Raw genomic sequence first — 18,880 nt, forward strand, 5'->3', positions numbered from 1 at the left:
ACCCTTCCCGCTTCGCGGGCCCCTTCCCTCTCCCGGGGCTCTCGGCGGCCAAAGGCCGCCTGACGCCGTCAGCGCCCGCATGCGGGCGCGAGAGGCGGGAGAGGGAAACGACCGCTGACCGCCCGAGGCCCACCCCATGCTGAGCTCGCTCCAGCCCCGCTCCCGGCCGCCGCTGCGCTGGTCGCACCTGACCAAGAAGGCGCGCTTCGCGCTGATCCTGGCGGCGGCGATGCTCGTCACCGTGCTGGTCTCCCTGGTCGTCCGCGCCGGCTTCCTCGGCGACAGCGCGCGAGAGCCGCTGACCGTCGCCGTCGTCGGGCCGCTCAGCGGGCCGGACGCGGCGCTGGGGCTGGCCCTGCGCAAGGGGGCGGCGCTGCGCGCCGACACCATCAACGCGGCGGGCGGCATCGCCGGCCGTCCCGTGGTGGTCAAGCCCTTCGACGACGAGGGCGACAAGGGCAAGTCGCTGGAGATCGCCCGGCGCATCTCGAACGACCCGTCCGTCCTCGCGGTGATCGGCCACACGCCCGACGCCACCGACAGCGCGACGGCGATCTACGCCCAGCGGCAGATCCCGCTGATCGCCCCGCGCCCGCTGGTCCGCCCGGCCGACGCCGCGCCCAGCCCCTGGCTGTTCAGCATCACGCTGGACCGCACGCACGAGACGCGCTTCCTCGCCAACTACGTGCGCAACGTGGTCGGCGAACCGACCGTCGCCATCGTCCGCGAGGACAGCGAGCAGGCGGCTGGGCAGGCCGGCCAGTTCGACGCGATCCTCCAGCGCTTCGGCACCCGGCTGGTCGGCCAATGGACCTTCGCGCCGGGCCGCGGCGGTGCGTCCGCGCTGCCAGCGCTGGCCCAGGCGGTCAAGGAGAAGATGCCGACCGGCGCCATCATCGTCATCGGGTCAGCGGTGGACAGCGCGCGGGTGGTGGTGGCGCTGCGCGACGCCGGGGTGCGCAACCTGATCGCCGGCAGCTCGGAGATGGCCAGCTCGGCCTTCCGCACCGAGATCGTCGCCCAGACGCAGGCCAACCCCAAGGCGCTGACCCCGGAGGCCTACGGCCACGGTCTGCTGGTGTCCTCGCCCGTTCTGTTCGACACGGCGAACGAGCGGGCGCAGCGCTTCTACGGCCAGTATGTGAAGCGTTTCAACGCGGTGCCCGACTGGGCGGCGGCGCTGGGCGCCGACGGCGTGGACCTCATCGCCGGAGCCATCGCGAAGACGAACACCGCCACCGGCAAGCCGGACGGCGAAGCGCTGCGCCGCGCCATCGCCGACCACGACCGCGCCGAGACCGCCTTCCAGGGCACGGTCGGCACCTGGACCTTCGACGCGCACGGCCAGGCGACCCTGCCGGTGATGATGGCCTCCTACAACGGCCTGAACCCGGTGGCGGCGCTGACCCAGCTCCAGCCGATCCGCGAGGCCGGAGTCTCAAACTTCCTGGAGGAGGTCACCAAGGGCCGGGCGCTCTACGTCAACGACCGCTTCATGTACAAGACGGACGTCATCTACACCGGCGTCCAGCTCCATGAGATCCGCGACCTGAACCCGGACGCCAACGAGGCGACGCTGAACCTGACGATCTGGTTCCGCTACCGCGGCACCTTCAACCCGGCGGACGTCGTCTTCACCAACGCGGTCAAGCCGGTCGAGCTGGGCAAGCCCTACCGCGAGGAGCGCGGCGAGGTCACCACCTACGTCGCCTACCGGATCGAGGGGCGCTTCGCCCTGAACGTCTTCGACCAGCGCCCGCCCTACGGCAGCCAGACGGTCGGCGTCAGCTTCCGCCACCGGACGCAGAACCGCAACACGGTGATGTTCGTCACCGACGTGCTCGGCATGTCGCTGGTCGACACCAACGACTTCGTGGAGAAGCTGAAGGCGATGGCCGCGGCGGAGACCGCGTCCGCCGCCGATCCGGGCCTCGCCGACCGCTTCCGCCGCGCACTGGAGGGTGAGAGCGAAAGCTCCACACTGCTCGACCAGCTCCGCGCCAAGCGGGTGCTGGCGCCGTCGCCCGGCTGGCGGCTGGCGCGCGCCTGGATCTCGCAGGACGTCGCCTCGGTCGGCAGCGAGGGCGATCCGAACTATGTCGGTTTCGGGCGCCCGCAGCCGGACTTCTCGCGCGTCGACTTCGGCGTGGTCGCGGCACCAGACTCTCCGGCGGCGCGCGACTTCATCCACCGCGACTTCTTCGTCTACATCGCCATCTTCAGCGCCGTCCTGGCGGTCTTCGCCGCCGCCATGGACCGCCGCGACCGTGGCCAGTTCTGGAAGATCCAGACGCTGTTCATGCGCATCCTGTCCTGGCCGCTGCTGCTGATGTCCATCGGCAACATCGTGCTGGACCAGGCGGTGGCGACGTTGCCGCCGAGCGGGATCGCCATGGTGGTGAACGGCGTCAACGTGCTGTGGTGGATCGTGCCGGCCATCCTGGTCGACCGCACGCTGGAGCGCTTCGTCTGGACCCCGCTGGAGATCCGCACCCAGCGCAAGATTCCCGGCATCGTCCGCCGCTTCTCCACCCTGATCGTCTTCGGCTTCGCCGGCTGCGGCATCATCGCCTTCGTGCTGAAGCAGCCGATCACCAGCCTGCTCGCCGCCTCCGGCCTCGTCGGCATGGTCATCGGCCTCGCCATCCAGGCCAACATCGCCAACGTCTTCTCCGGCATCGTCCTGAACATCGAGCGGCCGTTCCAGATCGGCGACAGCATCCAGATCACCGATCTGGTGCGCGGTGTCGTGGTCGACATGACGTGGCGCACGGTGCGCATCCGCAACGTCGCCGGCTTCATCGTCGCCATGCCCAACGCCAAGGTGTCGGAGGCGACGGTCGTCAATTTCAGCGCGGTCGACCGGGTGTCGATGAAGCTCGAATACTACGCCGACGCCCGCCACGACCCCGGCCGGATGGGCGGCCTGCTGACCACCGCCCTGCAAAACGCTGACAAGGTCCTGCCCAGCGCCACCGGCGGTCCGCCCTTCGTCCGCTACGACGGCATCCGCGGCGTCAACGGCCAGTGGCTGTGCAAGTACAACCTGTTCTTCTGGGTCGAGGACTACGACGCCAGCTTCGTCGTGCCGGAGCTGGTCTGGCGGTCGGTCTACCGCACGCTGGCCGAGGCCGGCATCGAGCCGACCCCGCCCGACCTGATGGAGGCCGCCGGCCCCGCCGCGGTCGCCACCAACGCCCAGCGCAAGGCGATTCCGGCATGAGCAGGCCCGGCATGAGCAGGAAGACCCCGATGATGCGAACCCTGATTGCCGCGACGGCGCTGCTGCCGGTCCTGCTCGCCGGGACGGGCTGCGCGCCGCTCGGCAGCGACCGACCCGGCGCGATCCTGGAGAAGGTGGCCGACGGCGACTACGACGTCGGCATCCGCTACCCCGCCAAGCGGGCCCGCTACGTGATGATCGTCGAGGAGGACGAGGACGGCTTCGTCGTGACCAACCGCCCCGCCGGCGCCCGCGAGGCGGACGCCGCCCCGGCCCCGGTCTCAACCCCGGTGGTGGTGCAGCCGCAACGCAACGACCGCGTGCTCGCCCCCTGCGCCGAGGCGACCGGCAACTGGTACCGCCACACCCCGGCGGGCTACGTCTGTGCCGGCCAGTCGGCGCCCGGCAACGGGGGCTGACATGACGCGCCTCGCGATCATCCTCGCTCTGACGCTCGCCGGCTGCGCCGCAGGTGCCCCCACGCCCAATGCGGGGCGCGCCGACGCGCCGGTGCTGCGCATCGTCGCCGCGCCCGACGCCAACGGGCGGCGCCCGGTGGCGGTTGACGTGGTGCGGGTGGCCGACCCGGCGCTGGCCGGACGGCTGGCCGGGCTCGACGCTTCTGGCTGGTTCCGCGACCGTGAGGCGCTGAGCGCCGACGCCGGCAGCCGGATCGCCATCGCCTCCTGGGAGATGGTGCCGGGCCAGAGCGTGCTTCTGCACAGCCTGCCGCCCTTCGCCACCCCCCCGACCCAAACCCTCGTCTACGCGCTGTACGGCGCACCCGGCACCCATCGGCAGGCGCTGGACGGCGCCGGCGCCCTGGACGTGCGGCTGGGACGGGACAGCTTCACCGTGGCTCCGCTGACGGAGGGAACGCCGTGACCGCCCAACTCGCCCAGGCCCACCCCGCTGCGGCGCCGAAGATGCCGCCCACGGGGGCCAAGCCCGCGGGCACGCTGGCCCTGTTCCGCGCCTTCCAGGAGGATCTGCTCGCCGGCTGCGCCGACGCGCAGGCCCCGGCGGGGACGGTGGCCGACCGCCTGACCGCCACGCTCCACGGGATGAGCGGTGCCGCCGTCTCCCAGGGGCCGGGCGCGCACGGCACGGTGGTCAAGGCGGTCTTCGCCATGGCCATGCTGGCCGATCGCGCGCTGGCCCAGACACGGCCCGCCGACGCCGTGGTGTCCACGCGCCTGTTCGGCGCCAACGCCACCCTGCAAACCCTGTTCGTCCAGGCCGACGACCTGATCCGCCAGGGCGCCAAGGCCGACCGCGGGCTGGCCGCCGTCTATCTCGCGGCGCTGGCGCTGGGTTTTCCCGACGACGCCCAGGCGACCGCCCGCCGCCCCGCCCTGCACCGCATCGTCGTCGGCGAGCGCGCCGCGGCCAGTCATCCCAGCCCCCGCGCCTGCGATCCGCCGGAGGGCGCCGTACCCGGCTACCTCGCGCCGTCCGCGCGCCGCTGGTGGTGGGCGGTCGGCGGCACCGCCGTGCTGTTCCTCGTGGTCTCGCACCTGCTGTGGGCCGGCGCCGTCGGTGGCATCCAACGCGATCTGAGCGGCGCCCGCGCCGCGGTCGAGGACATGGGGCTGTCATGGTCCTACTGATGCTCACGCTGGAGCTGGTGCTCTCCGCCATCGTCTATTTGCTGTCCTTCGCCGTCACGCTGGCGCCCTACGCGCTGCTGGCGCTGCCGCTCTATATCTTCTACCGCCTCGGCCGGATGGTCTGGCCGAAGCTGCGCCGCTGGCGGCGCAAGCCCGCCGGCAAGGCCGCCGCCGGCCGGAAGGCGCCCGCGCGCCGCCCCGCCCCGCCGGCGCCGCTGCGCGTCCGCGCCGAGGCGCCGCCCCCCACGAAGGCCGCCGCCAACGCGCCGCCCAACGCCCGCGTCTATGGCGAGGGGCTGGACATCCTGACGCGGCAGATGCGCGGTCCCCTGCGCCGCGGCGACATCCCCTGGTTCCTCGCCTTCGGCGTCGGCGGCCCGGCCCTGCTCGCCACCGACCCGACCCATGTCCGCTGGCCCGAGGACGGCAACGGCGAGAACGGCTGCTGGTGGTTCTGCGAGGGTGCGGCGATCCTGCACGCCGGCGCCGATTCCGCCGACGGCTCCCGGTTGAACACGTCCTGGCCGGCGCTGGTCGCGGCGATGCGCAAGCGGCCGATGCGCCGCCCGCTGGACGGTATCCTTCTCATGGTCGGCGCCGACGAGCTGCGCGCCGCCGCCGAGCGCCCCGGACCGCGCGACGCGCTGGCCAAGCGGGGCGCCGCCCTGCGGGAGCGTCTGCGGACGCTGCGCGACGACCTCGGCGTGGTCGGGCCGGTGCATGTGGTCGTGGTCCGCGCCGAGTCCCTGGACGGTTTCACCGATCTCTGCGCCGCCATGCCCTCCGCCCTGCTGGACGGCGTTCTGGGCTGGACCAACCCTCAGGATTGGGCCAAGCCCTTCGAGCCGCGCCGCATCGACGAGGCGTTCGAGGCCATCGGCGCCGACATCGCCGTTCTGGAGGCCGACGCCTTCGCCGCCGGCACCGCCGGGGTGCGGCTGCCGCTGCTGCCGGCATCCCTGGACACGCTGCGCCACCCGTTGGCGCTGTTTCTCGACGGCGCCCTAGGAGGAGATGGGGGCGGCAACGACCAAGCCGAGCCCTTCCCGCTGCGCGGCATCGCCCTGACCGGCGCTTACGCCCCGGCCACCGGCGGGCGCCGCCCGGTCTTCGCCCGCAACCTGCTGCCGGGTCGGGCCTTCGCCGAGGCCGGCTACGGGCGGCCGTCCGACGCCGCCTACCAGCAGGCCCACAAGCGCCGCCGGATGGCCCAGGCCGCGCTCGCCGCCTCGGTCGCCGGCCTGTCGGTCGCCGCGTGGCAGGGCGTGTCCAGCGTGTCCGCCGGCAGCCCGCCGGTCGCCGCGGCCACCGCCGATTTGCGCCGGGCGCTGCTGGCCCGCGACACCGTCACCGACGGGGCTCTGGCCGGTCGGGTGATCGCCGCCACGGCGGTGATGGAGCGCAGCTCCCTCGCCACGCCGCTGCTGCCGACCTCGCTGTTCAGCGGCTTCGACGAGGACAAGAAGCGGCTCGCCTCGGTCACGCTGCGCCGCTCGGTGCTGCGGCCGATCCGCGACGCGCTGCTGCCCAGCGCCACCATGGCCGACCTGCCGCCGGTCGCCAACCCGCGGACGGTCGAGGACCTGCCCGCCTTCCGCCGGCTCGCCGAGCAGCTCGACCGCATCGGCGGGCGGCGCGACGCGCTGGAGCGCTATGACCGCTTCCGCCGCAACAGCGGCTTCGACGAGCTGAACGCGCTGGCCGAAAGCGTCTACGGCGCCGTTCCCCGATCGCCGATGACGGCGACCGACGGCTACATCACGCGCATCGCCGCGGGAGCCGACCTGCCCAACCTCGACGCCCGGACCATCGCCGCGGCGGTGCGCGCGGAATCGGTGCAGCTCGCCGCCCCGCTGGCCGAGGAGCTGTACGGCCGCAACCCGCTGCGCCAGCGCGCCGAGGCCCTGGCCGAACGGCTGCGCGGCCTGCCGGAGACACCGACCGCCGAGGATGTCGACGACGTCCGCCGCCTGACCGGGGCCGTGGCCGTGGCCGTCGCATGGCCCATCGCCGGCGCCCTGCAGGACCCTGCCCGCGGCCTGCCCGACGCGATCCGGGTGACGCTCCAGAAGGCGGCCATCGCCGACCTGCCGGGCCGCGACACCACCGACCGCATCACCGAGGCCCTGTCCACCGCCGCGACCGGCGCCCGCGCCGCCGTCCTGGCGCTGGACGCGCCGCAGACCGGCGCGCTGTTCGCGGTGGGTGACGGCGGAGCCCTGACCCTCAACCCGGCGGTGACCGCGCTGCCGGACGCCCTGGCCGCGGCCCTGCCCGAACCGGCTCCCGAGGCTCCGCCCGCCGAGGCCGCCAAGCCGGCGGAGCCAAAGCCGGAGCCACCAAAACCGGAGCTGCCGAAACCGGAGCCGGCCAAGCCGGTCGCGGCGGCCCCCCCGCCTCCCCCACGCCCGGCGCCACCGCCCGAGCCCGCGGCTCCCCCGCCCGCCGCCGTGGAGCAGCCGGCCGTCGTCGCGCATCTGCCAATCCTGCCGAAGATGCCGGTGGAGGCCCCGGTTCCGGACAGCGACGTCGCCCTGTCGAAGCTGTCCACCGCCTTCGCGCAGACCCTCGCCGGACGCTTCCCCTTCGTCGGTCCCGAACAGGCGCGCGGCGCGTCCGACGCCGATCCTCAGGACGTCCGCCGCTTCTTCCGGCAGCTCGATGAGCACCGGGCGGCGGTGATGCGGACCGCGACCCCCGAAGTCGCCGCCTTCATGGAGCGGATGGAGGCCGCCCGCCCCTTGCTGGAGGCCATCGCGCGCCCGGCGCCGGTCAGCGTCCGCCTCACCTACGGCGCCAACCGCGCGCAGGAGGTCGGGGCGGAGCACATCATCGACTGGTCGGTGCGCTCCGGCGCGAGCGCAGTGGGGGCGGCGGCCAACGGCGGCACACTCGCCTGGACGCCGGGCCAGCCGGTCCTGCTGACCGCCCGCTGGGCCGCCGGGTCGCCCTTCCGTCCGAAGGGTACGCCGGCGGGCGGAACCGCCGCGGCGACGGGCGACACCATCACCCTGGCCGAGCGCGGGCCGTGGGCGCTGATGCGCCTGCTGAAGGGCCAAGCCCCGTCATCGTCGCGGGACGGCCTGCTGCTGCGCGTCGCCCTGCCCACGCAGACCATCGACGGACAGCCGGTGCGCGACACCGTCCTGGTGCTGGGCGCGACGGTCGGCGCCGGGACGCGCAACGAACTGCCGGCGCGCGCCCTCGACCTGCCGACGCGCTTCCCGCAAAGGTGGTGAACGCCAATACACAAAGAAAAGCTCATGATGAACTTTGTTACAATTCGCAGAAAGATGACGCATCTTCCAACAAAAACCCCGACGGCGGTCATAGGCATTTAATGCGTTGTTAAGCACTGAAAATGTATCAAGTCGTTGGGACATATTGGATCGTTAGGCAGTCAATCTCCGCCTCGCGGCAGTCCCGAAGGACTTCGTCTTATTTACCAGCGACAATAGGGGCATTCATTTACCGATCGCTATAGCAGCGGTTGATTGGCGATGTTTTGTTTCTTTCGGAATGCCAAGCTTGCAACGCATAACATCCTAAAACGTGCGTTTCAAAACACCGTTTCCACCTGAAATCAACCTCACCTGACCCTCGAAAGGTTTCGGATCATGGTAGACCGTAAGAAGCGCGCCCAGGAACTGATCAAGTATCACAGCTACGCCTCGGGCGCCTTCGGACTCATCCCCGTTCCCGGCGCGGACGTCGCCGCGGTCAGCGTGGCCCAGCTCAACCTGATCCATAAGCTCGCCAAGCTCTATGAGATCGAGTTCGCGCAGGAGCGCACCCGCGCGATCATCGGCGCGCTGATGGGCGGCGTCATGCCGGGCGCGCTGAGCTCCAGCGTGCTCGGCTCCGCCGTGAAGGCCGTTCCGTTCATCGGCACCGCCCTCGGCGTCGCCGTCATGCCGGCGCTGTCGCTGGCCGCCACCCAGGCACTCGGCCGCGTGTTCGCGCAGCATTTCGAGACCGGCGGCACGCTGCTGGACTTCGACGTCGAGGCGATGCGCGAGCATTTCCGCAAGGAGTTCGAGGCCGCCCGCAATGAGGCCGCCAAGGACGAAGGCGGCGAGGCCCCCGCCGCGGCGCCGCAGATGGAAGAGCAGCCGGTCCAGAAGGCCGGCTAAGGGCACGACGCCGGGGCGCCGGGCAAAGAAGGAAGCATCGCCGTGTTCGAGCTGATCTACATCGGTCTCTGCCTGCTGGTCGGGTTTCTGGGGATCGGCCGCCGCGGCGGCTTCCTGCTTTACGCCTTCCTGGCGGTGGTCCTGACCCCGCCCGGCGCCCTTCTCGTGATGATCCTGCTGACCACCCGCAGCAAGAAGCGGGCGAAGGCATGACGGCGGCGACGGCGTCCCTCCTCCGCCCGGCCCTGCGGCTCCTTCTGCCGGTCCTGCTGGCGCTGCTCGCCGCGACCCTTCCGGCGCGCGCCGAATACTGGACCATCGCGTCGGAAGACCATTTCCCTCCCTACAACTACTCCTTCAACGGCACCCGCACGGGGATCGACACCGAGATCGTCGTCGCCCTGCTGAAGGAGCTGACCATCACCCCGGTCCACCGGCCGCTGTCCTGGACCGAGGTCGTCCGGTCGATGGACGAGAACACCGCCGACGTCGGGTTCCAGTTCATCGCCTCGCCCGCCCGTTTCGCGCAGTACAACATGATCGGCCCGTTCCGCACCGGCACGACCGTCTTTATGGTGCGCAAGGACTCCCCCATCGCCTTCGAGCGGCTGGAGGACCTGACCCCCTACCGCATCGGCGTGGTCGACGGCTTCGCCTACGCGCCGGACTTCGACGCCGCGACCTATCTGGAAAAGATTCCGTCGAGCAGCAACGTGGTCAACTTCCGCCGCCTGATCCTGGGCCGGGTGGACGTGATCGTCGGCGACCTGCATGTGCTGAACCACATGGCCAAGCAGGACGGGCGGCTGAAGGACGTGCGAGTCCTGCCCAAGCCGCTCGGCCTGATCCCCCGTTACATCGCCATGCCCAAGGCGCGCAAGGAGAAGGCGGAGCGGCTGCAGGCCGCCTTCGTCAAGCTGCGCGACAACGGCACGATCACCCGCATCCTCGACTCCTGGCTGGCGGAGTGAGGCGGACCGATGAGCAAAAGCAAGACAACCAAGCGTGTCGCGCCCAGCCGGCCCGTCTCGGCCCTGCTGCCCCTGATCGGGCTGGCCGACCGTGAGATCCTGACCCGGCTGGTGGTGACCGGCTGCGTCGCCGCCGCCGCCAACCTCATCAGCCTGATGAGCCTCAGCGCCGAGCTGAACGGCTGGATGCGCGGCGAGGTGCTGGACACCCCCTTCCTGATCTTCTGCCTGGCGCTTCTGGTCTCCTACAGCTTCAGCAAGCGCTTCGTCGGGCTGGTGCTGACCACCGGCTTCAGCGCGCTGGCCGGGGTGCGTCGGCGCTTCCTGCAGACCGTCACTCTGGGCAACCACGCCGACATCCTCGACATGCAGGCCCGGCGCTCCTTCGACCTCGGCAACCACCATCTGGAGCGCATCGCGGCGCTTCTGCCCAACCTGTCGATCGCCGCCAACATGATGCTGGTGGCGGTCGTGGCCTACCTCTACCTGTGGACGCTGACCACGGTGGGCGCCACGCTGCTTCTGGTGGCCGGCGCGATGATCGGCGGCTGGTACGTGCGCGAGGCGCAGCGGACCCGCGCCCTGCTGGGCCAAGCCAAGGAGTCCGAGGTGCGGATGCTCCAGGGCTTCTCCGAGATCGTCGGCGGCAACGCCGAGATCAAGCTGGGCAAGGCGCGGCGCGATGAGCTGGCCCAGGCGGTCGAGGCCGACGTCGCCCAATGGGAGGACCTGAAGCGGCGCCACGGGCGCAATCTGGGGGAGCTGTTCTCCTGGATCGCCACCATCGTCATCGGCTTCTCCGCGGTCTTCGTCTTCATCTTCCCGCGCATGGGCGCGCTGTCGGCGGCGGAGCTCCCGCTGGTGACCTCGGTCATCCTGTTCCTCGCCCGGCCGCTGTCGAAGTTCCTCAACGCCGTGCCCGACTACATCGCGGCGGAGGATGCGGCGAACCAGCTCACCACCCTGCTGGCCGCCATGCCGGCGGCGGAGTACGCGCCGTCGAAGCTGGCCCGCGCGCCGCGCCGCTTCTCCGCCATCGAGCTGCGCGGCGTGCGCTTCGCCTACCGCGCCGGGATGCGGCCCGAGCCCTTCGTGATCGGCCCCATCGACATGACCATCCCGGCGGGCAGCGTCGTCGGCATCGTCGGCGCCAACGGGTCGGGCAAGTCCACCCTGCTGCGCGTCATCCCGCTGCTGTTCCGCCCGGACGAGGGGCAGGTCCTGCTCGACGGGCAGGCGGTGGAGGGCGACCGGCTGGAGAGCTACCGCGACCTGTTCTGCGCGGTGTTCCAGGACCACCACCTGTTCACCCGCCTGCCGCAGGGGCCGACCTTCGACGCGGAGCTGTTCCGCGAGATGCTGGCCTATCTGAAGATCGACCATCTGGTTCCGGAGACCGGCGACGGCCTGCTGAACCGCGACCTCTCCAAGGGCCAGCGCCGCCGCGTCGCCCTGGCCGTCGCGGTCGCGGAGGGGCGTCCGATCATCATCCTCGACGAATGGACGTCCGACCAGGACGCCGAGTTCCGCACCCGCTTCGCCAACGAGATCATCGGCAAGCTGCGGGCGCTCGGCCGCACCGTGATCTTCGTGTCGCACGACGGCAACGCCGCGTCGGTCTGCGACGTGACCATCCACATGACCAACGGCCAAATGACAAACGGGCAGATGGACACGCCGGCCGACAAGGCCGCGTCCCGCCCCGCCACGGCTTTGCTCCAGGAGACCGCGTGACATGGCTGACCAGGCCTTCACCTACGACGACGCCGACGCGACGCCGCAGCCGAAGTCGCGCCTGCGCGCGCTGCTCGGCAACTGGTACGAGGAGCACCGCCGGTCGCTGCTGTGCACGCTGCTGGTCGGCATCCTGATCTTCCTCTACTTCGCGCCGTCGATCGTCGTCTTCATTCCCGCCGGCCACGGCGGCGTGCTGTGGAAGCGCTTCCACCAGGGCACCCAGATGGGTCCGGCCCTGGCCGAGGGCGTGCACGTCATCTTCCCCTGGGACAAGATCGAGGTCTACGACCTGCGCCTGCAGGAGGACACCCGCTCCTACTCGGCGATCGCCAACGACGGCCTGAACGTCAGCATCGAGATCACGGTGCGCTACCGCCCCTACGCGGAGATGCTGGCCGCCCTGCACAAGAACGTCGGGCCGAACTATCTGGAAGTGCTGCTGGTGCCGGAGGTCGGGTCGGTCTCGCGCGAGATCGTGTCGCGCTTCAAAGCCGACGAACTTTACGCCCACCGCCGCCTGCGCGTTCAGACCGAAACCTTCGAGCAGGTCGCCGACCGCGTGATGTACGCCCAGATCATCGGGGCCGAGGACACGCCGAAGCCCGACGGGCGGACCAAGACCGGTTACCTGCTGATTCAGGACATCCTGATCCGCAACGTCTCGCTGCCCGAAGCGATCATGGTGTCGATCGAGCGCAAGATCCAGCAGGACCAGGCCGCCCAGGAATACCAGTTCCGCCTCCAGCGCGAGCTGTTCGAGAGCCAGCGCAAGCAGCTCGAAGGACAGGGCATCCGCGCCTTCCAGGAGACGGTCCAGGCCAACCTGACCGAGAACTATCTGCGCTGGCGCGGCATCGAGGCGACGCTGGAGCTGGCCCATTCGCCCAACGCCAAGATCGTCGTCATCGGCAACGCCGCCAGCGGCGGGCTGCCGCTGATCCTCGACGCCGCCTCGGGCCAGGGCGCCACCCTCCCGATGCCGGGCGCCCCAGCCCCCGGCGCGCCGCACGCGGGTGCGCCGGGCACTGTGACCCTGCCGCAGACCAGCCTGCCGCCCAGCAGCCTGCCGGTCCCGCCCGTCTCGCAGCTCCCCTCGCTGAGCGGCGACGGCACGCCCGGACAGGTGCCGGTCGCCCAGATGCCCAGCCTGAACACCGCCGGGGCCGAACCCACCGCCCACCGCTCGCCGACCGCGCCGGTTCCCGGCGTCAAGCCCGAGCCGGCGGGGGCCGCCGGCGGACCGGCCAAGGACGGAAAGGCCGCAGCGGCCCCCATCCTGTCGACCATGTCGCCGTCCCGCCTGCTCGACCTCATCCAGTCCAAGTGAGCCGGCGATGGACCTCTGGCGCATCCTGAGACGCGACGCCCTGCGCAACATGCAGCCGCTGATGCTGCTGGCGGTGCTGGCGGCGGCCCTCAACCTCGCCCTGCTGACCTCGCTGAACAGCGCGCTGGTCATCATGGACGATCCGGAGGGGTTGCAGCGTCTGCTGTTCATCTTCCTGCTGTCCGCCTTCTCCTGGCGGTTCGCGCAGGGCTGGATGATGAGCGCGGCGTCCAAGCGGATGCAGGCGGCGCTGGCGATCCTGCGCGTCGACCTGCTGCGCCGCGCGGTGGCCGCCGACCTGCCCGACGCCATGGCGGTCGGCTCCCCCCGCCTCGCCCAGGTGGCCGGGCCGGAGCTTCAGCTCCTCGCCCAGGCGGTGCCGACGCTGGTCATCAGCTTCCAGTCGGTCGCGGCGATCGTCCTCTGCCTGCTCTACCTCGCCACCCTGTCGAACGCCGCGGTGCTGATCGTGCTGGCCTTCCTGACGGTCGGCGGCGTCCTGATCACCCGCTCCGTCCTGCGGCTGGAACGGCTCTCGGAGACGATCCACGAGGCGGAGGGCGCGCTGTCCGAACGGTCGGACCACATCCTGCAGACCCTGCGCGAGTGCAAGCTGAACCGCCGCCGCGCCGCCAACGCGCTGTCCGACGCCACCGCCTGCGCCGAGGCGCTGCGGACGGAGCGCCACCGCTTCGGCGCCGAGTACAGCCACTACTTCACGCTGAGCGAGCTGACCTATTACGCGGCGCTGGCCGGGATCATCTTCCTGCTGCCGGCGGTGTCCAGCACCGACATCACGACCGTCGTGCTGGCCGGCCACGCCGCCGCCTTCATCGCCTACCCGGTCATCACCATCGTCGCCTCCTACCCCTCCTACATCAGCGCCGAGACCGCCGCCCGTTCCTATCTGGCGGTGGAGGCGGAGCTGAAGGCCCCGCCCCGCCCCGCCCAGCGCCGGGCCAAGGATGCGCCGCCGACCGGCTTCGCCGACTTCGCCACCATCGCGCTCGACGGCGCGGCGTACCGCCACCCCGGGCGCGACGGCACCGGCTCCTTCACCGTCGGTCCCATCGACCTGACGGTGGAGCGCGGCGACGTCGTCTTCGTCACCGGCCACAACGGCGCCGGCAAGAGCACGCTGATCCACATGCTGCTCGGCCTCTACCCGGTGCTGCGCGGCAGCCTGACGGTGGACGGCGCGGTGGTGACGGCGGACACGCTGGGCTCCTACCGCGACCTGTTCTCCGTCGTCTTTTCCGACAACCACGTCACCCGCCAGCTCTACGGCGCGGTGTCGCTGGAGGGCGGCTTCGCCGACGAGCTGCTCGACCTGCTGGAGATGTCCGACAAAGTGGCGGTCGAGGACCGCGCCTTCACGACGGTGGACCTGTCGCAGGGGCAGAAGAAGCGCCTCGCGCTGGCCGCCGCCCTGCTGGAGCGCAAGCCCGTGCTGGTGCTCGACGAGTGGGCCGCGGACCAGTCCCCCTATTTCCGGCGGAAATTCTATCGCGAGATCATTCCCTGGATGAAGGCGCGCGGCATCACCGTGATCGCCGTGACCCACGACGACGCGTATTTCGACGCCGCCGACGTGCAGATCCAGGTGGAGCAGGGCGGTATCCGCCGGCTCGACACCCCCGCCCTTCCGGCTCCCGACCTGCTGCCCGCCTGATCCAGACCAGCGGATCGGGGCCAGTCGGTCGAAGCCACCAACCGAACCCTCCCCTCCCCCAGACGCGAGACCGAGGCACACCATGATCCTTCTCACCGGCGGCACCGGCTTTCTCGGTGGTTCCTTCTACCTCGACGCCGTCAAGAACGGGACCGCGGCGGATTGCCTGCTGCTGATCCGCGGCGCCGACGAGGCCGCCTGCCGCGCCCGTCTCGCCACCAACCTGATGCGTTGCGTCGACCGCGCCACGGCCCAGGCCTACGCCGATCTCTGCCAGATCATCCCGGGTGACCTGCAGTCGCTGGCGACCAGCGCCGACCCGCGGCTGGACGCGGTGACCCACATCGTCCACGTCGCCGCCGACACCTCCTTCGACAGCCGCCATTCGGTCTGGCAGATCAACGTCGACGGCACGCTGGCGCTGGCCGCCCGCGCCCGCCGCATGAAGCATCTCCAGCGCTTCCTGCACATCGGCACCGCCTTCTGCTGCGGCGAGACGCCGTGGCTGGAGATGGTCGAGGAGGCCCCGGCCCCCGGCCACGACACGCCGCACATCGTCGAGTACACCCGCAGCAAGGCCGCGGCGGAACGCGCCCTGGCCGCCGGCTTCCCCGACCTGCCGATCGTCGTCTGCCGCCCGTCCATCGTCGTCGGCCACACCGCGATGGGCGTCCGCCCGAGCGCCAGCATCTTCTGGTTCTTCCGGCTGGTCGACCGCACCGGCGTGCTGCCCTGCTCGCCGGACGGCTTCATCGACATCGTTCCGGTGGACTGGGCCTCGGCCCGGCTGCACGACCTGCTGCGCAAGCCCGACCTGAAGCACAACCTCTACCACATCTCCGCCGGCCTCGGCAGCCGCACCCTGTGGAGCGACTTCCAGGCCGCCTTCGCCGCGCACGGCCATGAGGGCACCCGCCCCTACAGCTTCTTCGACCCGAAGGGTCCGGAAGGCTGGAAGCCCTTCGACCGCGCCTTCCGCCTGGCCTTCCCGCAGCGCGACATCCTGCACCGGACGATGATGGCGGGCGGACGCAAGTACCACCGCTTCACCGCGCAGGACATCGCCTTCGACAACAGCCGCCTGCTCGCCGAGGGCTTCGCCCCGCCGCCGCGCTTCGCCGACTACATCGGCGTCTGCCTGACGAACCCCGGCACGACCATCGCCGAGCAGTTCGTCGACGACGCCGCCAGCTTCGAGTTCGACGAGTCGCTGGCGCCGGCCGGGTCGCCCGCCAACGCCGCCGCCTGAAGTCACCCCGGAAGGACGCCATGCCGCTCCTCATCCCCACCCGCGTCGCCTCCAGCCCGATCCACGGGCTGGGGCTCTTCGCCGAGGAGGCGGTCGCCGCCGGTACGCCGGTGTGGGCGTTCGACGCCCGCATCGACCGCCTGCTGGCGCCCGACGACGCCGTGCTGGCCGAGTTTCCGCAGGTCGCCCGGCTGCTCGACTTCCACGGCTGCGTGATCGAGGGGGTCGGCGTCCTTCTGCCGGGGGACGACGCCCGGTTTCTCAACCACGCCGACGGTCCGTCCATCGGGCGGGCCGATCCCGGCGACTGGCGGCGCTTCGTCGCTTGCCGCGCCATCGCCGCCGGGGAGGAGATCACCTGCAACTATGAGGACATCTGCGCCGACGTGCGCGAGGCCGGGGCGGCGCTCTACCTGACCGGGGCCGGGGGATGACCAGTTCTTCGTCCCGTCCTCCCCTGCGGACCAGCTTCGTCGAGCCGGCGGCCCTGACGCCGGAGCGGCGGGCGGCGATGTTCGCCCTGCTCAGCGTCTGGTTCGAAGGCTACGGCGAGGATTACTTCAACGAGGAGTTGGAAGACCTCGACCACTGCGTGGTGCAGGAGGACGCCGCAACCGGGGAGCTGGTCGGCTTCGCCACCGTCTACCGGCAGGTGACGGAGATCGGCGGCACCGCCGTCGGCGCCTTCCACACCGCCCATTGCATCCTGGAGCGCCGCTTCTGGGGGTCGAACGATCTGGTGCGCTCGATGGTCGCCGAGATGGTTGCCCGTGCCCGCGCCGACCGTTCGGGACGGCTGTGGTACTGGAGCTACAGCGCGGTCGGCTACCGCTCCTACCGCTACATGCCGATGCTGTTCGTCCGCCACACGCCGCATCCGGACCAGCCCCCCGACGCCCTCGACCGGGCGTTCCGCGACCACATCGGGCGGGAGTGCTTCGCCCACTACTACGACGCCGACACCGGCACCGTGGACTGGCAATGGCAGGGCTACGGCCTGACCGAGGAGGCCCGCGCCATCAGCGAGGCCAAGCTGGACAGCCCGGCGGTCGCCCAGTTCCGCCGCATCAACCCGCGCTGGGCCGACAGCGTGGAAATCCTCTGCCTCGCCCGGCTGCAGGACGACAACCTCACCGCCTTCGGCCGCCGCTGGTTTCCGGCCTGAAGCTCCTTTCCGTCACCCCGCTTTTGCAAGCCTCGACCCTGGAATGACGACGCCCATGAACACCTTGTCTCTTCGCGCCGCCGCTCTCGCCGGCACCGCCTTCGCCGCCCTGACGTCGGCTCCGGCCCTGGCCGAGCCGAGCTTCGACCTGATCCTCGGCGGCGACGCCTATTTCCAGGGCGCCTACATCCGCCAGCAGCAGGACGAGGGCCTGCGCTCGCGCGAGTTCGCCAACCGCTACCGTCTGGTCGTCACCCCGACGGCCACCGCGGACAACGGCCTGACCTACGGCGCGCGGCTGCGCATCGTGGCGGGCAACGGCGATCCGACCGTCTCGACCCGCAACATCGAGAACGACCGCGCCTTCCTCTTCGCCAACGGCGCCTTCGGCACGATCCAGGCCGGCGTCATCAACGGCCTGTCGGACGAATACGGGATGATCGGCCCGAACGTCGAGGGCGTGGCCGGCAGCCCGGACAGCAACGGCATCCTGTTCCTCAACGGCTCCTCGACCTTCGGCGCCCTGCCTCTGGCCGCCACCAGCCTGCGCACGCTGATCGCCTACGACACCGGGACCAAGCTGGTCTACATCACGCCGAGCTTCGGCGGCCTGTCGGCGGCGGTGTCCTACATGCCGCGCAGCGGCGACTCCAACACCTCGGTCAACCGCCGCACCACCGACGCGCTGGGTGACCTGCTGTCCTTCCGCGACGTGGTCGAGGCCGGCGCCGCATTCCAGACCGCGGTCGGCGACTTCAGCATCGAGGGCAGCGCCTTCTACGCGACCGGCAAGGCGGTGCGCCAGACCGACGGCGTCGTCAGCCAGTCCTTCGAGGACCTGAACTCCGTCCATGTCGGCGCCAACGTCGGCTACGGCCCGGTGAAGGTCGGCGCCAGCTACGCCTACAGCGGCGACAGCGGCTACGCCGAGGGCCTCGCCCAGACGCGGGCGCAGCAGAACTGGATCTTCGGCGCGCAATACACCGCTGGGCCGCTGCTGTTCGCCGCCAACTACCTGCGGGCGCTGGGCAACGACAGCGCGACCATGTCCACGCCGAGCAAGGCGGACATCTGGCAGGGCGGCGTCACCTGGACCGTCGCCCCCGGCTTCACCGCCGGGCTGGAGTACGACTACGTGCGGTCCACCCTGCAGGCGGGCCGCCCCGACGGCGGCGACCTGAAGGACCGGGCACACATCGTGATGCTGGACACCCGTCTGGCGTTCTGATCACGCTGACCGCTGCGGCCCTTGGAAAGCTCCAGGGGCCGCAGCGTTTTCGCGCCCTCGCGCTCCGCTGAATTCGTTTGTTGGCATTACGGAGCGCGGTCTACCCTGGCCGTCCGAATCAACGTCAAAAGGGTGCGCCGGTGTTCGCGTTCCATCTCGCCTTTCCCATCCGGGACATCGAGGAAACCCGCCGTTTCTACGTCGATGTCCTGGGCTGCCGCGAAGGGCGCTCCACCGAGCGGTGGATCGATTTCGACTTCTTCGGCAACCAGATCTCCGCCCACCGCTCGTCCGAGCCGCGCTCGACCGAGACCAGCATGGTCGACGGCAAGGCGGTGCCGCTGCACCATTTCGGAGCGGTGCTGCCGCGCCCCGTCTGGGACGCGCTGAGGGAGCGGCTGGAAGCCGCCGGCGCGACCTTCCTACTGGAGCCGCAGATCCGCTACCCCGGCAAGCCGTCGGAGCAGGGGACCTTCTTCGTCCTCGACCCCTCCGGCAACGGGCTGGAGTTCAAGAGCTTCACCGACGAATCCGGCATGTTCGCCCAGGTCGAGTCGACCTGATC

At 70.9% G+C, this 18,880-nt stretch carries 16 protein-coding genes; all 16 read left to right on the forward strand.

Annotated elements, in window-relative coordinates; genetic code table 11:
* The first annotated feature begins 136 nt into the window (after positions 1–136).
* The 16 genes from FHW79_RS24630 (at position 137) to FHW79_RS24705 (ending at position 18,878) form a co-directional block, all read left to right on the forward strand.
* Complete coding sequence (locus tag FHW79_RS24630; RefSeq protein ID WP_183181334.1) at positions 137–3,223, forward strand: ABC transporter substrate-binding protein; 3,087 nt, start codon at positions 137–139, stop codon at positions 3,221–3,223.
* A gap of 11 nt (positions 3,224–3,234) precedes the next feature.
* Positions 3,235–3,642, forward strand: coding sequence for a hypothetical protein (locus FHW79_RS24635; protein ID WP_183181387.1), 408 nt, complete (start codon positions 3,235–3,237; stop codon positions 3,640–3,642).
* A gap of 1 nt (position 3,643) precedes the next feature.
* A complete protein-coding gene (locus FHW79_RS24640) occupies positions 3,644–4,108 on the forward strand; it encodes a hypothetical protein (RefSeq protein WP_183181335.1) in 465 nt (154 codons plus the stop codon).
* Positions 4,105–4,833 carry a hypothetical protein gene (locus FHW79_RS24645; protein WP_183181336.1) on the forward strand — a complete coding sequence of 243 codons (729 nt, stop codon included), beginning with the start codon at positions 4,105–4,107 and terminating at the stop codon, positions 4,831–4,833. Before FHW79_RS24640 ends, FHW79_RS24645 begins: the two co-directional genes overlap by 4 nt.
* On the forward strand, positions 4,821–8,072 hold the full coding sequence (locus tag FHW79_RS24650) for a type VI secretion system protein (protein ID WP_247884588.1): 3,252 nt from the start codon (positions 4,821–4,823) through the stop codon (positions 8,070–8,072). Before FHW79_RS24645 ends, FHW79_RS24650 begins: the two co-directional genes overlap by 13 nt.
* 378 nt (positions 8,073–8,450) lie before the next feature.
* The gene (locus tag FHW79_RS24655; protein ID WP_183181337.1) at positions 8,451–8,966 is read left to right on the forward strand and encodes a DUF697 domain-containing protein; all 516 of its coding nucleotides are present in this window, start codon (positions 8,451–8,453) and stop codon (positions 8,964–8,966) included.
* 42 nt (positions 8,967–9,008) lie between these two features.
* Positions 9,009–9,179: a hypothetical protein gene (locus FHW79_RS24660; protein WP_172428501.1), complete on the forward strand. Its 171-nt coding sequence runs from the start codon at positions 9,009–9,011 to the stop codon at positions 9,177–9,179.
* Positions 9,176–9,937, forward strand: a complete 762-nt coding sequence (locus FHW79_RS24665; RefSeq protein WP_183181338.1) for a transporter substrate-binding domain-containing protein — start codon at positions 9,176–9,178, stop codon at positions 9,935–9,937. Before FHW79_RS24660 ends, FHW79_RS24665 begins: the two co-directional genes overlap by 4 nt.
* 9 nt (positions 9,938–9,946) lie before the next feature.
* The gene (locus FHW79_RS24670) at positions 9,947–11,671 is read left to right on the forward strand and encodes an ATP-binding cassette domain-containing protein (RefSeq protein ID WP_183181339.1); all 1,725 of its coding nucleotides are present in this window, start codon (positions 9,947–9,949) and stop codon (positions 11,669–11,671) included.
* Between the two features lies 1 nt (position 11,672).
* Positions 11,673–13,001 (forward strand): prohibitin family protein, encoded by a 1,329-nt coding sequence (locus FHW79_RS24675; RefSeq protein WP_183181340.1) that lies wholly within the window; start codon positions 11,673–11,675, stop codon positions 12,999–13,001.
* Between the two features lie 7 nt (positions 13,002–13,008).
* Entirely contained in the window at positions 13,009–14,673 is a 1,665-nt protein-coding gene (locus FHW79_RS24680) for an ATP-binding cassette domain-containing protein (RefSeq protein ID WP_183181341.1), read from the forward strand.
* Positions 14,674–14,755: 82 nt separating this feature from the next.
* The gene (locus FHW79_RS24685; RefSeq protein WP_183181342.1) at positions 14,756–15,922 is read left to right on the forward strand and encodes an SDR family oxidoreductase; all 1,167 of its coding nucleotides are present in this window, start codon (positions 14,756–14,758) and stop codon (positions 15,920–15,922) included.
* Between the two features lie 20 nt (positions 15,923–15,942).
* The gene (locus tag FHW79_RS24690) at positions 15,943–16,356 is read left to right on the forward strand and encodes an SET domain-containing protein (RefSeq protein WP_183181343.1); all 414 of its coding nucleotides are present in this window, start codon (positions 15,943–15,945) and stop codon (positions 16,354–16,356) included.
* Complete coding sequence (locus FHW79_RS24695) at positions 16,353–17,087, forward strand: hypothetical protein (RefSeq protein ID WP_183181344.1); 735 nt, start codon at positions 16,353–16,355, stop codon at positions 17,085–17,087. Before FHW79_RS24690 ends, FHW79_RS24695 begins: the two co-directional genes overlap by 4 nt.
* A 55-nt stretch (positions 17,088–17,142) precedes the next feature.
* The gene (locus FHW79_RS24700) at positions 17,143–18,315 is read left to right on the forward strand and encodes a porin (RefSeq protein WP_183181345.1); all 1,173 of its coding nucleotides are present in this window, start codon (positions 17,143–17,145) and stop codon (positions 18,313–18,315) included.
* 140 nt (positions 18,316–18,455) lie between these two features.
* Positions 18,456–18,878: a VOC family protein gene (locus FHW79_RS24705; RefSeq protein WP_183181346.1), complete on the forward strand. Its 423-nt coding sequence runs from the start codon at positions 18,456–18,458 to the stop codon at positions 18,876–18,878.
* Positions 18,879–18,880 lie beyond the last annotated feature (2 nt).

Source organism: Azospirillum sp. OGB3 (assembly GCF_014192915.1).
Lineage (GTDB): Bacteria > Pseudomonadota > Alphaproteobacteria > Azospirillales > Azospirillaceae > Azospirillum.

Excerpts from the sequence above, each read along its gene's own strand:
- FHW79_RS24670 (WP_183181339.1), top strand. The coding sequence starts at position 9,947 with ATGAGCAAAAGCAAGACAACCAAGCGTGTCGCGCCCAGCCGGCCCGTC.
- FHW79_RS24690 (WP_183181343.1), top strand. The coding sequence starts at position 15,943 with ATGCCGCTCCTCATCCCCACCCGCGTCGCCTCCAGCCCGATCCACGGG.
- FHW79_RS24640 (WP_183181335.1), top strand. The coding sequence starts at position 3,644 with ATGACGCGCCTCGCGATCATCCTCGCTCTGACGCTCGCCGGCTGCGCC.
- FHW79_RS24650 (WP_247884588.1), top strand. The coding sequence starts at position 4,821 with ATGGTCCTACTGATGCTCACGCTGGAGCTGGTGCTCTCCGCCATCGTC.
- FHW79_RS24680 (WP_183181341.1), top strand. The coding sequence starts at position 13,009 with ATGGACCTCTGGCGCATCCTGAGACGCGACGCCCTGCGCAACATGCAG.
- FHW79_RS24675 (WP_183181340.1), top strand. The coding sequence starts at position 11,673 with ATGGCTGACCAGGCCTTCACCTACGACGACGCCGACGCGACGCCGCAG.
- FHW79_RS24655 (WP_183181337.1), top strand. The coding sequence starts at position 8,451 with ATGGTAGACCGTAAGAAGCGCGCCCAGGAACTGATCAAGTATCACAGC.
- FHW79_RS24635 (WP_183181387.1), top strand. The coding sequence starts at position 3,235 with ATGAGCAGGAAGACCCCGATGATGCGAACCCTGATTGCCGCGACGGCG.
- FHW79_RS24685 (WP_183181342.1), top strand. The coding sequence starts at position 14,756 with ATGATCCTTCTCACCGGCGGCACCGGCTTTCTCGGTGGTTCCTTCTAC.
- FHW79_RS24630 (WP_183181334.1), top strand. The coding sequence starts at position 137 with ATGCTGAGCTCGCTCCAGCCCCGCTCCCGGCCGCCGCTGCGCTGGTCG.
- FHW79_RS24665 (WP_183181338.1), top strand. The coding sequence starts at position 9,176 with ATGACGGCGGCGACGGCGTCCCTCCTCCGCCCGGCCCTGCGGCTCCTT.
- FHW79_RS24700 (WP_183181345.1), top strand. The coding sequence starts at position 17,143 with ATGAACACCTTGTCTCTTCGCGCCGCCGCTCTCGCCGGCACCGCCTTC.
- FHW79_RS24695 (WP_183181344.1), top strand. The coding sequence starts at position 16,353 with ATGACCAGTTCTTCGTCCCGTCCTCCCCTGCGGACCAGCTTCGTCGAG.